This is a genomic window from Pseudomonas sp. FW215-R2 (assembly GCF_058789255.1).
The window spans coordinates 32,317-53,178 of record NZ_JBYTBO010000017.1 but is presented as its reverse complement, the minus strand read 5'-3'; the positions used below and the strand labels follow the sequence as shown (position 1 = coordinate 53,178).

The 20,862-nt window shown below is 58.7% G+C and carries 19 protein-coding genes; 13 read left to right on the top strand and 6 right to left on the bottom strand.

Going from position 1 to position 20,862, the window contains the following annotated elements; translation table 11 throughout:
* Positions 1-49 precede the first annotated feature (49 nt).
* Complete coding sequence (locus tag AC3WRD_RS21935) at positions 50-5,518, bottom strand: M10 family metallopeptidase C-terminal domain-containing protein (RefSeq protein WP_102621238.1); 5,469 nt, start codon at positions 5,516-5,518, stop codon at positions 50-52.
* 204 nt (positions 5,519-5,722) lie between these two features.
* On the opposite strand from AC3WRD_RS21935, the gene AC3WRD_RS21930 reads away from it, so the two are divergent.
* Positions 5,723-6,367, top strand: a complete 645-nt coding sequence (locus AC3WRD_RS21930; RefSeq protein WP_096822849.1) for an MBL fold metallo-hydrolase — start codon at positions 5,723-5,725, stop codon at positions 6,365-6,367.
* A gap of 116 nt (positions 6,368-6,483) precedes the next feature.
* The gene (locus AC3WRD_RS21925; RefSeq protein ID WP_096822848.1) at positions 6,484-7,221 is read left to right on the top strand and encodes a YiaD family glycine zipper/OmpA-like lipoprotein; all 738 of its coding nucleotides are present in this window, start codon (positions 6,484-6,486) and stop codon (positions 7,219-7,221) included.
* A 68-nt stretch (positions 7,222-7,289) separates the two neighbouring features.
* Here AC3WRD_RS21925 and AC3WRD_RS21920 read toward each other — a convergent pair whose 3' ends face one another.
* Positions 7,290-7,724 (bottom strand): Z-ring associated ZapG family protein, encoded by a 435-nt coding sequence (locus tag AC3WRD_RS21920; protein ID WP_096822847.1) that lies wholly within the window; start codon positions 7,722-7,724, stop codon positions 7,290-7,292.
* Between the two features lie 144 nt (positions 7,725-7,868).
* Here AC3WRD_RS21920 and AC3WRD_RS21915 point away from each other — a divergent pair, with 144 nt between their 5' ends.
* From AC3WRD_RS21915 to zapE, 3 genes are all read left to right on the top strand, one after another.
* The gene (locus AC3WRD_RS21915) at positions 7,869-8,498 is read left to right on the top strand and encodes an alpha/beta hydrolase (protein WP_102621257.1); all 630 of its coding nucleotides are present in this window, start codon (positions 7,869-7,871) and stop codon (positions 8,496-8,498) included.
* Positions 8,499-8,522: 24 nt separating this feature from the next.
* Positions 8,523-9,878 carry a tryptophan--tRNA ligase gene (locus tag AC3WRD_RS21910; RefSeq protein WP_102621239.1) on the top strand — a complete coding sequence of 452 codons (1,356 nt, stop codon included), beginning with the start codon at positions 8,523-8,525 and terminating at the stop codon, positions 9,876-9,878.
* Between the two features lie 90 nt (positions 9,879-9,968).
* On the top strand, positions 9,969-11,063 hold the full coding sequence (gene zapE / locus AC3WRD_RS21905; RefSeq protein ID WP_045121816.1) for a cell division protein ZapE: 1,095 nt from the start codon (positions 9,969-9,971) through the stop codon (positions 11,061-11,063).
* 62 nt (positions 11,064-11,125) lie between these two features.
* Here zapE and AC3WRD_RS21900 read toward each other — a convergent pair whose 3' ends face one another.
* A complete protein-coding gene (locus tag AC3WRD_RS21900; protein WP_173861364.1) occupies positions 11,126-12,022 on the bottom strand; it encodes a GlxA family transcriptional regulator in 897 nt (298 codons plus the stop codon).
* 246 nt (positions 12,023-12,268) lie between these two features.
* Between AC3WRD_RS21900 and AC3WRD_RS21895 the strand changes: the two genes are divergently transcribed.
* Positions 12,269-13,405: an acyl-CoA dehydrogenase family protein gene (locus AC3WRD_RS21895; RefSeq protein WP_096822844.1), complete on the top strand. Its 1,137-nt coding sequence runs from the start codon at positions 12,269-12,271 to the stop codon at positions 13,403-13,405.
* Positions 13,406-13,454: 49 nt separating this feature from the next.
* Here AC3WRD_RS21895 and AC3WRD_RS21890 read toward each other — a convergent pair whose 3' ends face one another.
* Positions 13,455-14,495, bottom strand: coding sequence for an NADP(H)-dependent aldo-keto reductase (locus AC3WRD_RS21890; protein WP_096822843.1), 1,041 nt, complete (start codon positions 14,493-14,495; stop codon positions 13,455-13,457).
* Positions 14,496-14,739: 244 nt separating this feature from the next.
* On the opposite strand from AC3WRD_RS21890, the gene rplM reads away from it, so the two are divergent.
* The 7 genes from rplM to AC3WRD_RS21855 all read left to right on the top strand — a co-directional run bounded on the left by rplM (position 14,740) and on the right by AC3WRD_RS21855 (position 19,627).
* Entirely contained in the window at positions 14,740-15,168 is a 429-nt protein-coding gene (rplM, locus tag AC3WRD_RS21885) for a 50S ribosomal protein L13 (RefSeq protein WP_003228062.1), read from the top strand.
* A gap of 14 nt (positions 15,169-15,182) precedes the next feature.
* Positions 15,183-15,575 (top strand): 30S ribosomal protein S9, encoded by a 393-nt coding sequence (gene rpsI / locus AC3WRD_RS21880; protein WP_007961615.1) that lies wholly within the window; start codon positions 15,183-15,185, stop codon positions 15,573-15,575.
* Between the two features lie 269 nt (positions 15,576-15,844).
* Positions 15,845-16,438 (top strand): ubiquinol-cytochrome c reductase iron-sulfur subunit, encoded by a 594-nt coding sequence (petA, locus tag AC3WRD_RS21875; RefSeq protein ID WP_003228055.1) that lies wholly within the window; start codon positions 15,845-15,847, stop codon positions 16,436-16,438.
* The gene (locus AC3WRD_RS21870; protein WP_102621240.1) at positions 16,438-17,649 is read left to right on the top strand and encodes a cytochrome b; all 1,212 of its coding nucleotides are present in this window, start codon (positions 16,438-16,440) and stop codon (positions 17,647-17,649) included. Before petA ends, AC3WRD_RS21870 begins: the two co-directional genes overlap by 1 nt.
* Positions 17,649-18,431, top strand: coding sequence for a cytochrome c1 (locus AC3WRD_RS21865; protein WP_102621241.1), 783 nt, complete (start codon positions 17,649-17,651; stop codon positions 18,429-18,431). Before AC3WRD_RS21870 ends, AC3WRD_RS21865 begins: the two co-directional genes overlap by 1 nt.
* A gap of 148 nt (positions 18,432-18,579) precedes the next feature.
* Positions 18,580-19,197, top strand: coding sequence for a glutathione S-transferase N-terminal domain-containing protein (locus AC3WRD_RS21860; protein WP_096822840.1), 618 nt, complete (start codon positions 18,580-18,582; stop codon positions 19,195-19,197).
* 16 nt (positions 19,198-19,213) lie between these two features.
* Positions 19,214-19,627 (top strand): ClpXP protease specificity-enhancing factor, encoded by a 414-nt coding sequence (locus tag AC3WRD_RS21855; protein ID WP_065261496.1) that lies wholly within the window; start codon positions 19,214-19,216, stop codon positions 19,625-19,627.
* Between the two features lie 51 nt (positions 19,628-19,678).
* Here the strand turns inward: AC3WRD_RS21855 and AC3WRD_RS21850 are convergent, their stop codons facing one another.
* Entirely contained in the window at positions 19,679-20,257 is a 579-nt protein-coding gene (locus AC3WRD_RS21850) for a BON domain-containing protein (RefSeq protein WP_102621242.1), read from the bottom strand.
* On the bottom strand, positions 20,254-20,847 hold the full coding sequence (locus AC3WRD_RS21845; protein WP_007928463.1) for a phosphoheptose isomerase: 594 nt from the start codon (positions 20,845-20,847) through the stop codon (positions 20,254-20,256). The genes AC3WRD_RS21850 and AC3WRD_RS21845 overlap by 4 nt, the downstream gene beginning before the upstream one ends.
* Positions 20,848-20,862 lie beyond the last annotated feature (15 nt).

Sequence of the window (20,862 nt, the reverse complement as noted above, 5' to 3'; positions counted from 1 at the left end):
CGTTTTTTTGGCATCCGACCTGTGAAAACAGGTCGGGTGTCGGGTTGTATCAGGCCACCAGATCGGTGGCGCTGAAGCTGTTTACACCCACCAGCTGGATTTCGAAGTCCGCACCGGCGTTGCCGCTGACGTTGCCCGAAAGCACGTGGTCGACGAAGCGCAGTTGGCCGGCGCCAGTGAAGTCGCCCGCACCGATGAAGGTGAAGCCATTGAAGCCGGCGGTCAGCAGGTTGGCGTCAAACTTCGTCAGGTCGATCTTGTCGCCTTGCGCACTGTTGAAGTCGGTAATGACATCGCGGTTGCTGCCGGTACCCATTTCGTTGACGCCACCGAAAACAAACGTGTCCGCGCCTGCGCCACCGGTGAGCGTGTCCGCCCCGGCTCCGCCATTGAGGACGTTGTTGTCGGCGTTGCCGATCAGGGTGTTGTTCAGGCTGTTGCCGGTCAGCGCGAACTTGCCGCTGCCCAGCAACGTGGCGTTTTCGACATTCACCAGGTTACTGATGCTCAGATCGACAAGGCTCGATTGCGGTGTGGCGGCGTAGGTGATCAACAGGGTGTCGTTACCTTCGTTGGCCTGTTCCTGAATCAGGGCCAGTTCGCCGGACTGATCGAGGCCGTAGGTGTCGTTGCCCTTGCCGCCGATCATGGTGTCCAGGCCTGCGCCACCGGACAGCTGGTTGTTGCCGTCGTTGCCGATCAACACGTTGTTCAGTGCGTTGCCCAGGGCAAAGATGTCAGCAGTGCCAGTGAGGGTCAGATTTTCCAGGTTGTTGCCCAGGACATAGTTGATCGAGGACATCACTGTGTCGATCTCGTTTGCCAGGGTGCTGGTTTCGCTGACCACGTCGCCGACGTTGTCGACGATGTAGGTGTCATTGCCGGCACCGCCCGCCATGAAGTCTGCCCCGGCGCCACCATCGATAATGTTGCTGTCGGCGTTGCCGATGAGGGTGTTGTTCAGGCTGTTGCCGGTCAGCGTGAAGTTGCCGCTGCCCATCAGGGTGACGTTCTCGACGTTGTGCAGGTTGCTGAGGCTCAGGTCGACGACGTTGGTCTGTGCCGTGGCGGCGTAGGTGATCAACAGGGTGTCAGTACCTTCGTTGGCCAGCTCCTGAATCAGGGCCAGTTCACCGGCCTGATCGAGACCGTAGGTGTCATTGCCCTTGCCACCGATCATGGTGTCGAGACCGGCGCCACCGGACAATTGGTTATTACCGTCGTTGCCGATCAGCACGTTATCCAGCGAGTTACCCAAGGCAAAGATGTCGGCAGCGCCAGTGAGGGTCAGGTTTTCGAGGTTGGCGCCCAGGACATAGCTGACCGAAGCCCGTACGGTATCGATTTCACCGACTACCGTACTGGTTTCGCTGACCACGTCGCCGGCATTGTCGACGATGTACGTGTCGTTACCCGCGCCGCCGATCATGATGTCTGCGCCGGTACCACCGTCGAGAACGTTGTCGCCGCTGTTGCCGATCAAGGTGTTGTTCAGAGCATTGCCGGTACCGTTGAGGTTGTCGGTGCCGGTGAGGGTGAGGTTTTCAACGTTGTTGCCCAGGGTGTAACTGATCGAGGCTTGAACAGTGTCGATTTCGTTCGCCAGGGTGCTGGTTTCGCTGACCACGTCGCCGACATTGTCGACAATGTAGATGTCATTGCCGGCGCCGCCCGCCATGAAGTCCGCACCGGCGCCACCGTCGATGTAGTTGCTGTCAGCGTTGCCGATCAGGGTGTTGTTCAGGGCGTTGCCGTTCAAGCGGAAACTACCGCTGCCCAGCAGGGTGGCGTTCTCGACGTTGCGCAAGTTGCTGAGGTTCAGGTCGACGACATTGGTCTGCAGAGTCGATGCGTAGGTGATCAGCAGCGTGTCGTTGCCTTCGCCGGCCTGTTCCTGGATCAGGGCCAGCTCACCGGCCTGGTCGAGACCGTAGGTGTCATTGCCTTTGCCGCCGATCATGGTGTCCAGACCTGCGCCACCCGAAAGCTGGTTGTTGCCGTCGTTGCCGATCAGCACGTTATCCAGCGCGTTGCCCAGAGCAAATGTATCGCCTGTGCCGGTCAGGGTCAGGTTCTCGAGGTTGGCGCCCAGAACGTAGTTGATCGAGGCCTGCACGGTGTCGATTTCGTTCGCCAGGGTGCTGGTTTCGCTGACCACGTCGCCGACGTTGTCGACGATGTAGGTGTCATTGCCGGTGCCGCCGGCCATGAAGTCCGCGCCGACACCGCCGTCGAGAATGTTATTGCCACTGTTGCCGTTCAACACGTTGTTCAGGGCGTTGCCTGTCGCGTTGATGTTGTCAGTGCCCACCAGCGTAAGGTTTTCGACGTTGTTGCCCAGGGTGTAATTGATGTAGGAGTAAACCAGGTCGATTTCCGTCGCCGAGGTGCCCTCTTCGATAACCACGTCACCGACGTTGTCGACTACATAGGTGTCATTGCCTGCGCCGCCATTGAGGGTGTCCGCGCCAGCTCCGCCGTTGAGAATGTTGTTGTCGGCATTACCGATCAGAACGTTGTTCAGGCTGTTGCCGACCACTGCGAAATTACCGCTGCCCAGCAGTGTCACGTTTTCCACGTTCTGCAGGTTGCTGATGCTCAGATCGACAATCTGCGAGGTGGCGGCATAGGTCAGAAGCAGGGTGTCGGTGCCTTCGTTGGCCAGTTCCTGGATCAGGGCCAGTTCGCCGGACTGATCGAGGCCATAGGTGTCGTTACCCTTGCCACCGATCATGGTGTCCAGACCTGCGCCACCGGACAGCTGGTTGTTGCCGTCGTTGCCGATCAGCACGTTGTTCTGTGCGTTACCCAGGGCAAAGATGTCAGCAGTGCCAGTGAGGGTCAGATTTTCGACGTTGGCGCCCAAGGCGAAATTGACCGAGGACAATACGGTGTCGATCTCGCTCGCCAGGGTACTGGTTTCGCTGACCACGTCGCCGATATTGTCGACGATGTAGGTGTCATTGCCGGCTCCGCCCGCCATGAAGTCCGCCCCGGCGCCACCATCGATAATGTTGCTGTCGGCGTTGCCGATGAGGGTGTTGTTCAGGCTGTTGCCGGTCAGCGTGAAGTTGCCGCTGCCCAGCAGAGTGACGTTCTCGATGTTGCGCAGGTTACTGAGGTTCAGGTCGACGGTGCTGGTCTGCGGTGTGGCGGAATAGGTCAGTTGAAGGGTGTCGATGCCCTCGTTTGCCAGTTCCTGAACCAATGCCAGTTCCCCGGCCTGATCCAGTGCGTAGGTGTCATTGCCCTTGCCACCGATCATGGTGTCGAGACCGGCGCCACCGGCGAGCTGGTTGTTGCCGTCGTTGCCGATCAGCACGTTGTCCTGCGAGTTGCCCAAGGCAAAGATGTCGGCAGTGCCGGTGAGGGTCAGGTTCTCGAGGTTGGCGCCCAGAACGAAGCTGACCGAAGCCCGTACGGTATCGATTTCACCGACTACGGTACTGGTTTCGCTGACCACGTCACCGGCATTGTCGACGATGTAGGTGTCATTGCCCGCGCCGCCGATCATGATGTCCGCGCCGGCGCCACCGTTGAGCACGTTGTCGCCGCTGTTGCCGATCAAGGTGTTGTTCAGGGCATTGCCGGTACCATTGAGATTGTCGGTGCCGGTGAGGGTGAGGTTCTCAACGTTGTTGCCCAGGGTGTAACTGATCGAGGCTTGAACAGTGTCGATTTCGCTCGCCAGGGTGCTGGTTTCGCTGACCACGTCGCCGACATTGTCGACGATGTAAATGTCATTGCCAGCGCCACCCACCATGACATCCGCACCGGCGCCGCCGTCGATGTAGTTGCTGTCGGCGTTGCCGATCAGGGTGTTGTTCAGGGCGTTGCCGTTCAAACGGAAGTTACCGCTGCCCAGCAGGGTGGCGTTCTCGACGTTGAGCAGGTTGCTGAGGTTCAGGTCGACGACGTTGGTCTGCAGGGTCGATGCGTAGGTGATCAGCAGGGTGTCGTTACCTTCGCCGGCCTGCTCCTGGATCAGGGCCAGCTCACCGGCCTGATCGAGACCGTAGGTGTCATTGCCTTTGCCGCCGATCATGGTGTCCAGACCTGCGCCACCAGAGAGCTGGTTGTTGCCGTCGTTGCCGATCAGCACGTTGTTCAGCGCGTTGCCCAGAGCAAACGTATCGCCTGTACCGGTGAGGGTCAGATTCTCGATGTTGGCGCCCAGTGCGAAGCTGACCGAGGCCAGCACGTTGTCGATTTCACCGACGACCGCACTGGTTTCGCTGACCACGTCACCGGCATTGTCGACGATGTAGGTGTCGTTGCCCGCGCCGCCGGCCATGAAGTCCGCGCCGGCACCGCCATCAATGAAGTTGCTGCCACTGTTGCCGACCAGCACGTTGTTCAGCGCATTGCCGGTGGCAGTCAGATTGTCGGTGCCCACCAGCGTAAGGTTTTCGACGTTGTTGCCCAAGGTGTAGCTGATGGAGGAAATGACGGTATCGATTCCCGAGCCGAAGTTCGCGAGCTCAACCACAGTATCGCCGGCGTTATCGACGTAGTAGGTGTCGTTACCGTCACCCCCGGTCATGGAGTCTGCACCTGCCATGCCGTTGAGGGTGTTGTTCAGTGCGTTGCCGATGAGGACGTCATCGAATGCCGAGCCGATGGCATTCTCGATTTTTGCGCCATAGGCAATCGCCAGGCCGTCATTGATCGCAGCCTGGGTGTTCAGGTCAGTGAAGGCCTTGCCGATCTGGCTGTAGGCACCTTCATTCAGGTTGATCTTCACGGCGGCAAGTTGATTGCTGCCATCAATGGTGTCGTTACCGCCGGCATCCCAGATGGTTTCAAAAATCGACTGGTCAGGGGCCCACTTGTAGACGTTGTCGCCGGTCTGCCACATCGTGTTGACGCCATACAGGCTCTGAATCGCGAGGATGTCGAGAACCATCGGTGTCGTCGGTTGGTACGAGTAATTGCTGCTGTAACTCATCACCGTGAAGTGAACGTCGTCCAGTGACGGATCCAGCAGTGTCTTGTTGGTCGAGCTGACGTCGAACGGATGCTTGAGCCCCAGTGCGTGACCGATCTCATGGATGAAGGTCATGACATCATAAGACCCCTTCAGCGGGGTGGCTTCGCCCGTCTGCGGGCCAATCCAGACATCGCCACCGGCCGGGGTGTTGGCAGGGAAATAAGCCCAGGCAGCGGTCTTGTTGTCCATCAGCCGATAGCCGCCGAAGCGCAGGTCACCCACGTTGGTCAGCGTGTCTGTGGTCAGGCTGAAATTGAGATTGGTGACGGCTGCCCAAGTCCCCAGTGAGTAGTTCACTGCCGCCTTCTGACCCGGAGTGAGCTCGTACAGCGCGTTGTATTCGTTGTCGGGGCTGTAGTCAGTGACGAAGTACGAGGTGCCAGGAGCCATGAAGCTATAGCTCAAACTGGTTCCACCTTTGCCCCAGTTGGACCCCAGCCAGTAACTGCCGGCAATGAGGCTGTCGACAGTGGCATTGCCGGTCAGAAAAGCGGGGAAGGTGAAGGAGTAAGTCTTGGGCGTAGGCATGCGGGGATTTCCTGAGTGCGCTGCGGCCCTTCCTGAATGCGACCGCTACAAAAAATGCGATTTTGCACCAGAAACAGGAAGTTTGACATCATTAAGCCATCATTTTTCTGATCGCTGGCGTCAAATAACTGACCGGGCGATCTGTATCGGCCTGTGCAGTAGAATTCTGAAACCAACCTCACTACCGTTCGTCCAGGAATTCCCATGAGTGCGCCCAATTCCATGCTGATTCGCGAAACCTTTCCCGTCGGCCCGCTGCAATGCAACTGCACGATCATCGGTGATCCGGTCACGAAAAAAGCCATTGTCGTCGACCCGGGCGGCAATCCCGATCTGATCATGGCGCGCCTTGATGCGCTGGGTCTGAAAGTGGTGAGCATCATCCACACCCATGCGCACCTCGATCACTTTCTGGCCTCCGGTCAGATGAAAGAGAAAACCGGCGCAACCCTGCACTTGCATAAGGAAGATCAGTTCCTGTGGGACAACCTCGAGATGCAATGCCAGATGTTCGGCGTGCCTTACACCCCGGTGCCGTCACCGGATCGCTGGCTGAGCGACGACGAAGAGCTGGCCTGCGGCTGCGGCGTGGCGCTGCACACACCGGGGCATACGCCCGGTTCCATGAGCTTTTGGTTTTCCGAGGCTAAGCTGTTGATTGCCGGCGACACGTTGTTCCGGCGCGGAGTAGGGCGCACGGATTTGTGGGGCGGCGATCAGGCGACCATCGTGCGATCGATCAAGCAGCGGCTATATACATTGGACGAGGACGCGATCGTTGTGGCTGGACATGGCCCGGACACGCGTCTGGGGGATGAAATGCGGGAAAATCCGTTCGTGCGCGCCTAAACATTTTGTCACGAGTGCGCGGTGGAATTTTTGTGCATTGTCATGATCCAACGCCCGCAATGGTCCATTGCCAAACGGCCGTTGCACCACAGAATGCAAAAAAGTAGGAGCTCTCCATGTTCACCACGCGTCGTTTGATTATTGTCGCTACTGCCGTCGCCGTGCTGTCCGGCTGCGCCTCGCCCAACCCGTATGACAATCAGGGCCAGGCCGACGGCGGCTCCCAGGGCATGAGCAAAACCGCCAAGTACGGTGGCCTCGGCGCACTGGCCGGCGCGTTGGCCGGTGCTGCGATCGACCACAACAACCGCGGCAAGGGCGCCTTGATCGGCGCCGCCGTCGTCGGTGCTTCGGCAGCCGGTTACGGTTACTACGCCGACCAGCAAGAGAAGAAACTGCGCGCCAGTATGGCCAACACCGGTGTCGAGGTGCAGCGTCAGGGCGATCAGATCAAACTGATCATGCCGGGCAACATCACCTTCGCCACCGATTCGGCGAATATCGCCCCAAGCTTCTACCAGCCGCTGAACAACCTGGCCGGCTCGCTCAAGGAGTTCAGCCAGAACCAGATCGAGATCGTCGGCTACACCGACAGCACCGGCAGCCGTCAGCACAACATGGACCTGTCCCAGCGTCGTGCGCAGAGCGTGGCGACCTACCTGACCTCGCAAGGCGTCAGTGGTGCCAACCTGTCGGCCCGCGGTGCCGGCCCGGATAATCCGATTGCCAGCAACGGTGACGTCAACGGCCGGGCGCAGAACCGCCGCGTTGAAGTCAACCTGAAGGCGATCCCGGGCCAGCAGTACGGTGGTCAGCAGCAACAGCAGCCGGGTACGGTTCAGCAGTATCCGTAACCGTCAGGCACAAAAAAGCCCCCGGACAAGTGATTGTCCGGGGGCTTTTTATTTGCGCTGAAGACTGATTACTTCTTCAGGCCGTAATGCTCATCGAGCATGCCCGGCGAGTTCGGAGTCTTCGGCGCGTAGTCGCGCGGCGGCTCCTGATTGCGCGGTGGCGTCAGGCGTTCGCGTGGGGCCTGCGCAGCCTCTGCGTGCAGAGAGGCGAGCAGACGTTGACGGGTCTGTTCGTCCAGGGCCAGGCGATTGGCGCCCTCGGCGAGGTGATCCTGCACTTCCTGATAGCTCTGGGTCAGCTTCTTGACCAGATTGGCGGTGCTGTTGAAGTGGGTCACCACTTCGTTCTGATAACTGTCGAAGCGTTCCTGAATGTCGTCCAGTTGACGCTGTGTGCGGCTGGGCGCGGCGTTCGGCGCAACGCGTGCGATCAGGAAACCAATGGCGACACCCACAACCAGGGCAAGAGTCGGTAACAACCAAACTAAGAGCGAGTGTTCCACGAGTCCTTCCTCTATAAACGGCTTTGCTTTACGTTAACGGCTCGAACCTGCGCTGTATACCGCGATTCACTCGCAATAGATTGGCACAGACAATTTGCTAGACGAGTCGACCCGATTCGAGGTCACGGAGTTCCTTCCTTGCTGATGCGTGAAACCCCTGTAGTGATTGATGGCCCGGTGGGTCAACTTGAAAGTCTGTACCTGGACAACGAGCAGCCGCGCGGCATCGCGCTGATCTGCCATCCCAACCCGGTGCAGGGCGGCACCATGCTCAACAAGGTCGTCTCGACCCTGCAGCGCACCGCGCGCGATGCCGGTCTGATCACCTTGCGCTTCAACTATCGTGGCGTCGGTGCCAGTGAAGGTTCCCATGACATGGGCAGCGGTGAAGTCGATGACGCCCAGGCAGCCGCTGCCTGGTTGCTGGAAAAACACCCGGATCTGCCGCTGACCCTGTTCGGTTTCTCCTTCGGCGGATTTGTTGCAGCAAGTCTCGGCGGTCGACTCGAAGCCCAGGGTGTACAGCTCAAGCACCTGTTCATGGTCGCGCCAGCGGTCATGCGCCTGGGCGATCAGGATCAGTTGTCGCAGCAGGGCGAACTCACGGTGATCCAGCCGGAAACCGACGAAGTGATCGATCCGCAGCTGGTCTACGACTGGTCTGACAAACTCCAGCGCCCCCATGAGCTGCTGAAAGTGGCAGAATGCGGACACTTTTTTCATGGCAAGCTGACCGATCTCAAGGATCTGATCCTGCCGCGTCTCTCGAATTGATTGCAGTCTGACAAGCGATTACCCATGACGAACCGTACCCGCATCCTCACCGGCATCACCACCACCGGCACCCCGCACCTGGGCAACTACGCCGGCGCCATCCGCCCGGCGATTCTCGCCAGCCGCGACAGCAATGCCGACTCGTTCTACTTCCTGGCCGACTATCACGCCCTGATCAAGTGCGATGACCCGCTGCGCATCCAGCGCTCGCGTCTGGAAATCGCCGCGACCTGGCTGGCCGGTGGCCTGGATGTGGACCGCGTGACCTTCTACCGCCAGTCCGACATCCCGGAAATCCCCGAGCTGACCTGGCTGCTGACCTGCGTCGCTGCCAAGGGCCTGCTGAACCGCGCCCACGCCTACAAGGCCTCGGTGGACAAGAACGTCGAGACCGGCGAAGACCCGGATGCCGGCATCACCATGGGCTTGTACAGCTATCCGGTGCTGATGGCAGCGGACATCCTGATGTTCAACGCACACAAGGTGCCGGTCGGTCGCGACCAGATCCAGCACGTGGAAATGGCCCGCGACATCGGCCAGCGCTTCAATCACCTGTTCGGCCAGGGCAAGGAGTTCTTCACCATGCCCGAAGCGCTGATCGAGGAAAGCGTCGCCACCTTGCCTGGCCTGGACGGTCGCAAGATGTCCAAGAGCTACGACAACACCATTCCACTGTTCTCCAGCGCCAAGGAAATGAAGGACGCGATCTCGCGCATCGTTACCGACTCCCGTGCGCCGGGAGAAGCGAAAGATCCTGACAATTCGCACCTGTTCACCCTGTTCCAGGCGTTCTCCACGCCGACGCAGGCCGACGAGTTCCGCAGCGAGCTGCTGGGCGGTCTGGGTTGGGGCGAGGCGAAGAACCGTCTGTTCCAGCTGCTGGACAACGAGTTGGGCGAGTCCCGCGAGCGTTATCACCAGTTGATCGAGCGTCCGGCGGATCTGGAAGACATCCTGCAACACGGCGCCAAGAAGGCCCGTGCGGTAGCGACGCCGTTCCTTAATGAATTGCGTGAAGCGGTTGGCCTGCGCTCGTTCGTCAATCAGGTTCAGGTGGCCGCGACCACCAAGAAGAAGGCTGCGAAAGCCGCGCGTTTCGTCAGTTTCCGCGAAGACGACGGCAGCTTCCGTTTCCGTCTGCTGGCCGCCGATGGCGAGCAATTGCTGCTCTCGCGCAACTTCGCCGACGGCAAGACCGCGGGCCAGGTGACCAAGCAGCTGCAATCGGGTCAGGCGCTGGATGTGCGCAGCGAAGACCTGAGCTTCAGCGTCTGGCTGGAAGGCGAGTGTGTCGGCGACAGCCCGGCGTTCGCCGACGTGGCTGCGCGGGATGCGGCCGTCGAAGCTTTGCGGATCGCTCTGACACCGGTTCAGGAATAATCAACGGGCCGGCCCGACCAAGGGCCGATTGCCATTCCCACGGGCCATCGCTACAGTGACGGCCCGTTTTTGTTGCCTTGCTAACGAATTATGACGCCCCTAGAACGATATCAAGCTGATCTGAAACGCCCGGACTTCTTCCATGACGCGGCGCAGGAAACTGCCGTGCGTCACTTGCAACGCCTGTACGACGATCTGATCGCGGCAGAGCAGAACAAGCCGGGTTTGCTGGGCAAACTGTTTGGCAAAAAGGATCAGACCCCGGTCAAGGGCCTGTACTTCTGGGGCGGCGTGGGTCGCGGCAAGACTTACCTGGTGGACACCTTCTTCGAAGCGCTGCCATTCAAGGAAAAGACCCGCACCCACTTCCACCGCTTCATGAAGCGCGTGCACGAAGAGATGAAGACCCTCGGCGGCGAGAAAAACCCGCTGACCATCATCGCCAAGCGTTTCGCGACTGAATCGCGGGTCATCTGCTTCGATGAATTCTTCGTTTCCGACATCACCGACGCCATGATCCTCGGCACGCTGATGGAAGAGCTGTTCAAGAACGGCGTGACCCTGGTCGCCACGTCGAACATCGTGCCGGACGGCTTGTACAAGGACGGCCTGCAACGCGCGCGCTTCCTGCCGGCCATCGCGCTGATCAAGCAGAACACCGAGATCGTCAACGTCGACAGCGGCGTCGACTACCGTCTGCGCCACCTCGAACAAGCGGAGCTGTTCCACTTCCCGCTCGACGAAGCCGCTCATGAAAGCCTGCGCAAGAGCTTCCGTGCGCTGACGCCGGAATGCACGGCTGCCGTGGAAAACGATGTGCTGATCATCGAAAACCGCGAAATCCGCGCGCTGCGCACCTGCGATGACGTGGCCTGGTTCGACTTCCGCGAACTGTGCGACGGCCCGCGTAGCCAGAACGACTACATTGAACTGGGCAAGATTTTCCACGCTGTGTTGCTCAGTGGCGTAGAACAGATGAGCGTCGCTACCGATGACATCGCCCGGCGCTTCATCAACATGGTCGACGAGTTCTACGACCGTAACGTCAAGCTGATCATTTCTGCCGAAGTCGAGTTGAAAGACCTGTACACCGGCGGGCGTCTGACGTTCGAATTCCAGCGGACCCTCAGCCGTCTGCTGGAAATGCAATCCCACGAATTCCTGTCCAGGGCACACAAGCCTTAAGCGGATTCGGCAAACAAAAAGGGCCTGCAGATGCAGGCCCTTTTTTGTGTCTGGTCGAATCGTCAGGCAGCTTGCTGGAACTGCTGTCGATACTGGTTCGGCGACAGTTCGGTGTGCTGGCGGAACAGACGTGCGAAGAAGCTCGCATCGTCGTAGCCGACTTCGTAGCTGATGGTCTTGATGCTCTTGCGGCTGCCGGAGAGCAAGCCCTTGGCGGTCTCGATGCGCAGCCGTTGCAGGTAGTGCAGAGGCTTGTCGCCGGTGGCGGTCTGGAAGCGGCGCATGAAGTTGCGGATGCTCATGCCGTGCTCGCGGGCCACGTCTTCGAAGCGGAACTTGTCGGCGAAATGCTCTTCGAGCCAGTGCTGGATCTGCAGGATGATCACGTCCTGGTGCAGTTTCTGTCCGCCGAAACCGATGCGGCCCGGCGAATAACTGCGCTGCACTTCGTAGAGAATATCGCGGGCTACAGCTTGCGCCACATTGGCGCCGCAGAAGCGTTCGATCAGATAGATGTAAAGGTCGCAGGCCGAGGTGGTGCCGCCGGCGCAGTACAGGTTGTCGGCGTCGGTCAGGTGCTTGTCCTGATTGAGATAGACCTGCGGGAAGCGCTCGGCGAAGGCATTGAAGAAGCGCCAGTAGGTGGTCGCTTCCTTGCCGTTGAGCAGGCCGGCTTCGGCCAGCCAGAACACCCCGGTGGCTTCGCCGCAGAGTACTGCGCCACGGGCGTGTTGTTCGCGCAGCCACGGCAGCACCTGTGGATAACGCTGGCAGAGCGTGTCGAAGTCATCCCAGAACGCTGGAAGGATGATGACGTCGGCGTTTTCCAGGCCGCCGTCCACCGGCATGACCACGTCACTGAAGCTGTTCACCGGTTTGCCGTCGGGGCTGACCAGGCGGGTTTCGAACGCCGGAGTCAGGCCGTGGCCCAGTTGTTTGCCGTAACGCAGGCTGGCCAGATGGAAGAAATCCTTGGCTTGCATGAGGGTGGAAGCGAAAACCCGGTCGATCGCCAGGATGCTGACGCGCCGCAAGGGCGTGGAGACTTGCTTGGACATAATTCAACTTTTGTTTTTATAAGGGAAAGTGGTCACCAGACGGCTGGATCGTCTTATTTTTTGTCGGATGTGTCCAGTGTCCTGTATCGGAAGCGAGGCTTAGTCTCTGAAGGTCTGATCCCTTCAACAATAAAGAAAAGGTGTCGCATGATCCCCAGAACCCTGTTCAGCTCCGAGCACGAATTGTTCCGCGACAGCGTGCGGACATTCCTTGAGAAAGAGGCCGTGCCGTTCCACGGGCAATGGGAAAAACAAGGCTACATCGACCGCAAATTGTGGAACAAGGCAGGGGAGGCGGGGATGCTCTGCTCACACCTGCCGGAAGAATACGGCGGGCTGGGGGCGGACTTTCTGTACAGCGCGGTGGTCATCGAGGAAGTGGGGCGGCTGGGTCTGACCGGTATCGGTTTCTCACTGCATTCGGACATTGTCGCGCCGTACATCCTGCATTACGGCAGTGAGGCGTTGAAGCACAAGTACCTGCCGAAACTGGTGTCCGGCGAGATGGTTACGGCCATCGCCATGACCGAGCCAGGCGCGGGTTCCGACTTGCAGGGGGTCAAGACCACCGCCGTGCTGGACGGCGATGAGTATGTGATCAACGGCTCGAAAACCTTTATCACCAATGGCTTCCTGGCGGATCTGGTGATCGTCGTCGCCAAGACCGATCCCAAGGCTGGAGCGAAGGGCACCAGCCTGTTTCTGGTGGAGGCGAACACGCCAGGCTTCGACAAGGGCAAGCGCCTGGAGAAGGTCGGAATGAAGGCTCAGGACACGTCGGAATTGTTCTTCCAGGACGTGCGAGTGCCAAAGGAAAACCTGTTGGGTCAGGCCGGGGCCGGGTTTGCTTATCTGATGCAGGAATTGCCGCAGGAGCGTCTGACCGTGGCCATTGGCGGGCTGGCCTCGGCCGAGGCGGCGCTGCAATGGACGCTGGAGTACACCCGTGACCGCAAGGCGTTCGGCAAGGCAATCGCCGACTTCCAGAACACGCGCTTCAAGCTGGCGGAGATGGCCACCGAGATTCAGATCGGCAGGGTGTTCGTCGATCGCTGCCTGGAGCTGCACCTGCAAGGCAAACTCGACGTACCAACCGCCGCGATGGCCAAGTACTGGGGCACCGACCTGCAATGCAAGGTGCTCGACGAGTGCGTGCAGTTGCATGGCGGCTACGGTTTCATGTGGGAGTACCCGGTGGCCCGGGCTTGGGCGGATGCGCGGGTGCAGCGGATCTATGCCGGCACCAACGAAATCATGAAAGAGATCATTGCGCGGTCGCTATGACCTGGGCGCTCCCACGCTTGTGCGTGGGAGCGCGGCTTTTAGCGCCGGATCAAGGCGCCGGGTTCGGATGATCCTTGTGAATCGCTTCAATCCCTTCAAGCACTTCGTCTGAAAGATTCAGATAGAAACTGGCAATGTTGCTGTCCAGCTGCTCAAGCGTCGTCGCCCCGATGATGTTGCTGGTGACGAACGGTTGCTGATTGACGAAGGCCAACGCCATTTGCGCCGGATCCAGGCCGTGTTCCCGGGCGAGTGCCACGTAACGGCTGCACGCCGCTTCCGATTGCGGGTTGAAATAGCGGCTGAAGCGGCTGTAGAGGCTCAGGCGACCTTTTGGCGGACGGGCGCCACCTTCGTACTTGCCCGACAGGAAACCGAACGCCAGCGGCGAATAGGCGAGCAGGCCGCACTGTTCGCGAATGGCGATCTCCGCCAGACCGACTTCGAAGCTGCGGTTGAGCAGGTTGTACGGGTTCTGGATCGACACCGCGCGCGGCCAGCCACGGGCTTCGGCCAAAGCCAGGAAACGCATGGTGCCCCACGGGGTTTCGTTGGACAGGCCGATGTGGCGGATCTTGCCGGCCTTCACTTGCTCGTCGAGCGCTTCGAGGGTGTCCTCGAGCGGGGTGAGGTTGGCTTCGATCTTGTGTTTGTAGCCCAGCTGTCCGAAAAAGTTGGTGCTGCGCTCCGGCCAGTGCAATTGATACAGGTCGATGTAGTCGGTCTGCAGGCGCTTGAGGCTGGCGTCCACGGCTTCGGTGATGTGCTGGCGGTTGTGGCGCAGGTTCTTGTCGCGGATGTAGTCGATGGTGTTGCCGGGGCCGGCGATCTTGCTGGCGAGGATCCAGTCGGCGCGGTCGCCGCGACTCTTGAAGTAATTGCCGATGTAGCGCTCGGTGGTGGCATAGGTTTCGGCTTTCGGCGGCACCGGGTACATCTCGGCGGTGTCGATGAAATTGATCCCGGCGCCCTTGGCCCGTTCGATCTGGGCGAAGGCTTCAGCCTCAGTGTTTTGCTCGCCCCAGGTCATGGTGCCGAGGCAGATTGCACTCACGTTCAGGTCGGTACGGCCTAGCTGGCGATAGTCCATCGGGTGCTCCTTGGGCAAAACAAGCATAAAAGCAGGTTGAAATTTTTTTCGCAATCTGCATAATTGCCGACCTCTTTCTGCAGTGGAAGTGATGCGCCGCCGCCGAAGAATCTTGCCGTTGAACGGACGCGCCGACCCGAGCCCCCGAAAGCGTCTGTATCCGGCTGCCTTTGACTTGTCAAAGTACGCACTATTCAGTAAGATCCGCCGTCTTATTTACAGGCGGCCCCTGAGGCTATAAAGAATGAAAACTTTTACTGCTAAACCGGAAACAGTAAAGCGCGACTGGTTTGTCGTCGACGCTGCTGGTCAGACCCTGGGTCGTCTGGCCACCGAAATCGCGAGCCGTCTGCGTGGCAAGCACAAGCCTGAGTACACTCCTCACGTTGACACCGGCGACTACATCGTCGTAATCAACGCCGAGCAGATCCGTGTTACCGGTGCTAAAACCACTGACAAAATGTACTACTCCCACTCCGGTTTCCCGGGCGGCATCAAGTCGATCAACTTTGAAAAGCTGATCGCCAAAGCCCCTGAGCGCGTGATCGAGACCGCGGTTAAAGGCATGCTGCCTAAGAACCCACTGGGTCGCGACATGTACCGTAAGCTGAAAGTCTATGCGGGCGCTGCACACCCTCATACTGCTCAGCAGCCCCAAGAACTGAAGATTTAACGGAATAGTTCATTATGTCGGCGACTCAAAATTACGGCACTGGCCGTCGCAAGACCGCAACCGCACGCGTTTTCCTGCGTCCGGGTACTGGTAACATCTCCATCAACAACCGTTCGCTGGATTCGTTCTTCGGCCGCGAAACTGCCCGCATGGTAGTTCGTCAGCCGCTGGAACTGACCGAGACTGTCGAGAAATTCGACATCTACGTCACCGTGATCGGCGGTGGTGTAAGTGGTCAAGCTGGCGCAATCCGCCACGGCATCACTCGCGCTCTGATGGACTACGACGAAACCCTGCGTAGCGCTCTGCGCAAAGCTGGCTTCGTTACCCGCGACGCCCGTGAAGTTGAACGTAAGAAAGTTGGTCTGCGTAAAGCGCGTAAGCGTCCGCAGTACTCGAAGCGTTAATTTCGCTTCCACGTTCAAAAAGAACGCCCGATTCCTCACGGAACCGGGCGTTTTTTTATGCGTGCGATTTCTCGAATAATTGCGCTGTGACAACTTGCCACATTCGTAGACCCCCTATACTACAAGGCTTGGGGGCCACCCCTCCGGGTAATTACCTTGTCAGAATTGGGGGTTTTCATTACCATTCGGCAAAATTTTTATAAGTACATAGATTCATATTTAGTAGATGCCTGATTTAACAGGCCACAAAGCTGATGGGAGAGGACTGAATGAGCAATGACGGCGTGAATGCAGGCCGGCGTCGCTTCTTGGTAGCAGCCACATCCGTGGTGGGTGCTGCAGGAGCGGTGGGGGCTGCGGTCCCGTTCGTGGGGTCATGGTTTCCCAGTGCCAAGGCGAAAGCTGCCGGTGCACCGGTGAAAGTGAATGTCAGCAAAATCGAGCCCGGACAGCAGATGATTGCTGAATGGCGCGGCCAGCCGGTATTCATTGTTCGCCGTACTGCGGAAATCCTGGGGAATCTCAAGAAGATCGAGGGCCAGCTCTCCGATCCGACCTCCAAAAACTCCACGCAACCTACCTATGTCGACCCTGAAGTGCGTTCGATCAAGCCGGAAATTCTGCTGCTGATCGGGATCTGCACTCACCTGGGTTGCTCACCGACCTTCCGTCCCGAAGTGGCACCCGCGGATCTGGGAAAAGACTGGGTAGGCGGCTATTTCTGCCCTTGCCACGGTTCCCACTACGATCTGGCTGGCCGCGTCTACAAGTCGCAACCTGCGCCTTTGAACCTGCCAGTACCCCCGCATTCCTATGAGACCGATGACCTGATTGTCATTGGCGTCGATACGGAGAAAGCGTGATGAGCAAGTTCATGGATTGGGTTGATGCGCGCTTCCCCGCCACCAAGATGTGGGAAGACCATCTCAGCAAGTATTACGCTCCAAAAAACTTCAACTTCTTCTACTTCTTCGGCTCGCTGGCGTTGCTCGTTCTGGTCAATCAGATCGTCACCGGTGTCTGGCTGACCATGAGCTACACCCCATCGGCGGAAGAGGCGTTCGCTTCCGTTGAAGGCATTATGCGTGACGTCAGTTACGGCTCGATCTTGCGTCTGTTGCACGCCGTCGGCGCTTCGATGTTCTTTATCGTGGTCTATCTGCACATGTTCCGTGGCCTGCTCTACGGTTCGTACCAGAAACCGCGTGAGTTGGTCTGGGTGTTTGGCATGCTGATCTACCTGGCGCTGATGGCTGAGGCCTTCATGGGTTATCTGCTGCCATGGGGCCAGATGTCCTACTGGGGCGCCCAGGTGATCATCTCGCTGTTCGGCGCGATTCCGGTCATCGGCAACGACCTGACCCAGTGGATTCGTGGTGACTACCTGATTTCCGGAATCACCCTGAACCGCTTCTTCGCCCTGCACGTTGTGGCCCTGCCGATCGTGATTCTCGGTCTGGTGGTGCTGCACATCCTGGCGTTGCACGAAGTCGGTTCGAACAACCCGGACGGCGTGGACATCAAGAAGCACAAAGACGAAAACGGTATCCCGCTGGACGGCATCGCCTTCCACCCGTACTACACCGTGAAAGACATTGTCGGCGTGGTGGTGTTCCTGTTCATCTTCTGCTTCATCGTGTTCTTCTTCCCGGAAATGGGCGGTTACTTCCTCGAAAAGCCAAACTTCGAGCCGGCTAACCCGTTCAAGACGCCAGAGCACATTGCACCGGTCTGGTACTTCACGCCGTTCTACGCGATCTTGCGTGCGGTACCGGACAAGCTCATGGGGGTTATTGCCATGGGGGCCTCGATTGCCTTTCTGTTTGTCTTGCCATGGCTCGACCGCAGTCCGGTCAAGTCGATGCGCTACAAAGGCTGGATGAGCAAAATCTGGCTGGTGGTGTTCTGCATTTCCTTCGTGATCCTCGGCATTCTGGGTGTTCTTGCGCCGACGCCGGAGCGCACGCTGGTATCGCAGATCTGCACCTTCCTGTACTTCGCCTACTTCATTCTGATGCCGTTCTACACCAGGCTCGAGAAGACCAAACCGGTTCCGGAAAGGGTGACTGGCTGATGAAAAAGTTATTTTTTGCTCTGATTTTTGCTGCGCTGCCAGTGCTGTCTTTCGCTGCCGAACACGGTGGTCCGGAGCTGGAAAAAGTCGACATCGACGTTTCCGACAAGGCTGCCCTGCAGGATGGTGCGCGTACCTTCGCCAACTATTGCATGGGTTGCCACAGCGCCAAGTTCCAGCGTTACGAGCGTGTTGCCGATGACCTCGACGTACCGCATGATCTGATGCTGCAGAAACTGGTGTTCACTGGCGCCAAGATCGGCGATCACATGACCATCGGCATGCAGCCGGCCGACGCCAAGACCTGGTTCGGCGCAGCGCCGCCGGACCTGACCCTGGTGGCTCGTGTTCGTGGCACTGACTGGCTTTATGGTTACCTCAAGTCGTTCTACGAAGATCCTGCGCGTCCATGGGGCGTGAACAACAAGGTCTTCCCGAACGTCGGCATGCCAAACGTGCTGGTCGGCCTGCAAGGTCGTCAGGTCGTGGGTTGCAAGCAGGTGCAGATCGTCGAAAACGGCAAGAAGCAATATGACCCGCTGACCGGTACGCCTCTGACTCATGAAGCGTGCGATCAGTTGACCATCGTGCCGAAAACCGGAGCCCTGAACGAAGAGCAGTTCGATGAGAAGGTCAAGAATCTGGTAACCTTCCTGGCTTACTCGGCTAACCCGGTTAAGCTGCAACATCAGCGCATCGGTACTTACGTCTTGCTGTACCTGGCGTTCTTCTTTGTGTTCGCCTACCTGCTCAAGCGTGAATACTGGAAAGACGTGCACTGATAACGCTTCAAGCAATTGCTGTTAATCGCGCGCGCCCAAGGGCGCCTCTGAAAACGCAACGCCTGGTCTGTCAGGTGTTGCGGGAGGCGCCCTCTGGGCGCGCGCGTTTTTCCGGCTCCGACAATTTCAACAAGCGAGGAGGATCGCCATGGGCGTGACCAATCGGTTGGCCTGTTACTCCGACCCCGCCGACCACTATTCCCACCGAGTGCGCATCGTGCTTGCAGAGAAGGGTGTCAGCGCCGAAATCATTTATGTGGAGGCTGGTCGTCAGCCGCCTAAACTGATTGAGGTGAACCCTTACGGGAGTCTCCCGACGCTGGTCGATCGCGACCTGGCGTTGTGGGAGTCGACCGTGGTGATGGAATATCTGGATGAGCGTTACCCGCATCCGCCATTGATGCCGGTGTACCCGGTGGCGCGTGCCAACAGTCGTCTGTTGATACACCGTATCCAGCGCGACTGGTGTGGTCTGGTGGATCTGATTCTGGATTCACGCACCAAGGAAGCCGCGCGTGTCGTGGCGCGCAAGGAATTGCGCGAAAGCCTGACGGGCGTGTCGCCGTTGTTTGCCGACAAGCCGTTTTTCCTCAGTGAGGAACAAAGTCTGGTGGATTGCTGCCTATTGCCAATACTCTGGCGTTTGCCGATTCTGGGTATAGAACTGCCGCGGCCAGCCAAGCCGCTGCTTGATTATATGGAGCGTCAGTTTGCGCGTGAGGCTTTCCAGGCGAGTCTGTCTGGTGTCGAACGCGACATGCGCTAAGGCTTAAGGAGCCGCTATGAACTCCAGTCGACCTTATCTGGTCCGCGCGCTCTACGAGTGGATTGTGGATAACGATTGCACCCCGCACATGCTGGTCAATTCCGAATACCCGGCGGTTCAGGTGCCACAGGGTTTTGCCAGTGACGGGCAGATTGTCCTGAACATTTCGCCGAGTGCCGTGCGTCATCTGCACATGGACAACGACGTCGTGACCTTCGAAGGTCGCTTCGGTGGCGTTCCGCACAGCCTGTATGTGCCGATTGCCGCGATCCTGGGTATTTATGCCCGGGAGAACGGTCAGGGCATGGTGTTCGATCTGGAGTCGCCGATGGATGACGAAGACGAGATCGAACAGGATGACGATATTCCGCCGCCGGACAGCGAGCCGCCACGCCCAAGCGGCCGGCCAAGCCTGAAAGTGGTGAAGTAATAAAAAAGGCGATCCAACCGGATCGCCTTTTTTGTGCCTGCGCTTTGCGTATCAGTCGATGTATTCGAACAGCTTCACAATTTTCTGCACGCCGGAAACACCCTGCACCAGATTGGTGGCCTGGGCCGCTTCCTGCTTGGTCAGCAGGCCGAGCAGATAGACGATACCGTTCTCGGTCACGACCTTGATGCGCGAGCCGGGAATGTTGGCGTCGGCAAGCATCTGGGTTTTGATCTTGGTCGTCAGCCAGGAGTCATTCTGGCGGGCGAGGAAGCTTGAAGGTGAAATCAATTGCAGCTCGTTGTGCACCGTCTTCACTCGTTGCACGTTGGCGGCAGCCTGTTCGGCCTTGGCTTTGAGGTCTGCGTTCTCGGTCTGGCCGGCCAGAAGTACGACGCCGTTGAAGCTGGTGACGACGATGTGCGATTTTTTGTCCATGTTCGGATCGGCCTTGGACACATTGACGCCGACTTTGGTTTCGATCAGTGAGTCGTCGATCTTGCTGCCGAAGGTGCGGGTGCCGCGATCGTCTTCGATCGGTGCTTCGCGGCTGGCATTCACCACGGAGGTGCAGCCAGTAATTCCGAGGCACAGGGTCAAGGCCAGAAGGCCAAGGCGATTAGGGGTCATTCTTCACTCCCGAACAGTTGGCTGTCGATCAGATCGCAAAGGCAATGGATCGCCAGCAAGTGGACTTCCTGAATACGTGCGGTGACGTTGGCCGGTACGCGAATCTCGACGTCCTCGGGCAACAGCAACGACGCCATGCCGCCGCCATCGCGGCCGGTCAATGCTACGACAATCATTTCTCGATCATGTGCGGCCTGGATCGCTTGAATAATGTTCGCCGAGTTACCGCTGGTCGAAATCGCCAGCAATACATCGCCTGGCTGACCGAGCGCTCGGATCTGCTTGGAGAACACTTCGTTGTAGCTGTAGTCGTTGGCGATCGAGGTGATGGTCGAGCTGTCGGTGGTCAGGGCGATAGCCGGCAGGCTCGGGCGCTCGCGCTCGAAACGGTTGAGCAGTTCCGAGGAGAAGTGCTGGGCGTCGCCGGCCGAACCGCCGTTGCCGCACGAGAGCATCTTCCCCTCGTTGAGCAAGGCGTTGACCATCACTTGGCTGGCTTGCTCGATGTGCGGTGCAAGTACGTCCATCGCCTGTTGCTTGGTGTCGATACTGGCCTGAAAAAGCTGGCGAATTCGGGATTGCATGTCCATCTGTGTGACCTTAAT

Bases quoted from the DNA above. Each gene is read 5' to 3' on its own strand.
- AC3WRD_RS21865 (WP_102621241.1), top strand. From the start codon at position 17,649: ATGAAAAAGTTATTTTTTGCTCTGATTTTTGCTGCGCTGCCAGTGCTG.
- AC3WRD_RS21850 (WP_102621242.1), bottom strand. From the start codon at position 20,257: ATGACCCCTAATCGCCTTGGCCTTCTGGCCTTGACCCTGTGCCTCGGA.
- AC3WRD_RS21930 (WP_096822849.1), top strand. From the start codon at position 5,723: ATGAGTGCGCCCAATTCCATGCTGATTCGCGAAACCTTTCCCGTCGGC.
- AC3WRD_RS21855 (WP_065261496.1), top strand. From the start codon at position 19,214: ATGAACTCCAGTCGACCTTATCTGGTCCGCGCGCTCTACGAGTGGATT.
- AC3WRD_RS21860 (WP_096822840.1), top strand. From the start codon at position 18,580: ATGGGCGTGACCAATCGGTTGGCCTGTTACTCCGACCCCGCCGACCAC.
- AC3WRD_RS21910 (WP_102621239.1), top strand. From the start codon at position 8,523: ATGACGAACCGTACCCGCATCCTCACCGGCATCACCACCACCGGCACC.
- AC3WRD_RS21870 (WP_102621240.1), top strand. From the start codon at position 16,438: ATGAGCAAGTTCATGGATTGGGTTGATGCGCGCTTCCCCGCCACCAAG.
- AC3WRD_RS21935 (WP_102621238.1), bottom strand. From the start codon at position 5,518: ATGCCTACGCCCAAGACTTACTCCTTCACCTTCCCCGCTTTTCTGACC.
- zapE (WP_045121816.1), top strand. From the start codon at position 9,969: ATGACGCCCCTAGAACGATATCAAGCTGATCTGAAACGCCCGGACTTC.
- rpsI (WP_007961615.1), top strand. From the start codon at position 15,183: ATGTCGGCGACTCAAAATTACGGCACTGGCCGTCGCAAGACCGCAACC.
- rplM (WP_003228062.1), top strand. From the start codon at position 14,740: ATGAAAACTTTTACTGCTAAACCGGAAACAGTAAAGCGCGACTGGTTT.
- AC3WRD_RS21915 (WP_102621257.1), top strand. From the start codon at position 7,869: ATGCGTGAAACCCCTGTAGTGATTGATGGCCCGGTGGGTCAACTTGAA.
- petA (WP_003228055.1), top strand. From the start codon at position 15,845: ATGAGCAATGACGGCGTGAATGCAGGCCGGCGTCGCTTCTTGGTAGCA.
- AC3WRD_RS21925 (WP_096822848.1), top strand. From the start codon at position 6,484: ATGTTCACCACGCGTCGTTTGATTATTGTCGCTACTGCCGTCGCCGTG.
- AC3WRD_RS21890 (WP_096822843.1), bottom strand. From the start codon at position 14,495: ATGGACTATCGCCAGCTAGGCCGTACCGACCTGAACGTGAGTGCAATC.
- AC3WRD_RS21895 (WP_096822844.1), top strand. From the start codon at position 12,269: ATGATCCCCAGAACCCTGTTCAGCTCCGAGCACGAATTGTTCCGCGAC.
- AC3WRD_RS21845 (WP_007928463.1), bottom strand. From the start codon at position 20,847: ATGGACATGCAATCCCGAATTCGCCAGCTTTTTCAGGCCAGTATCGAC.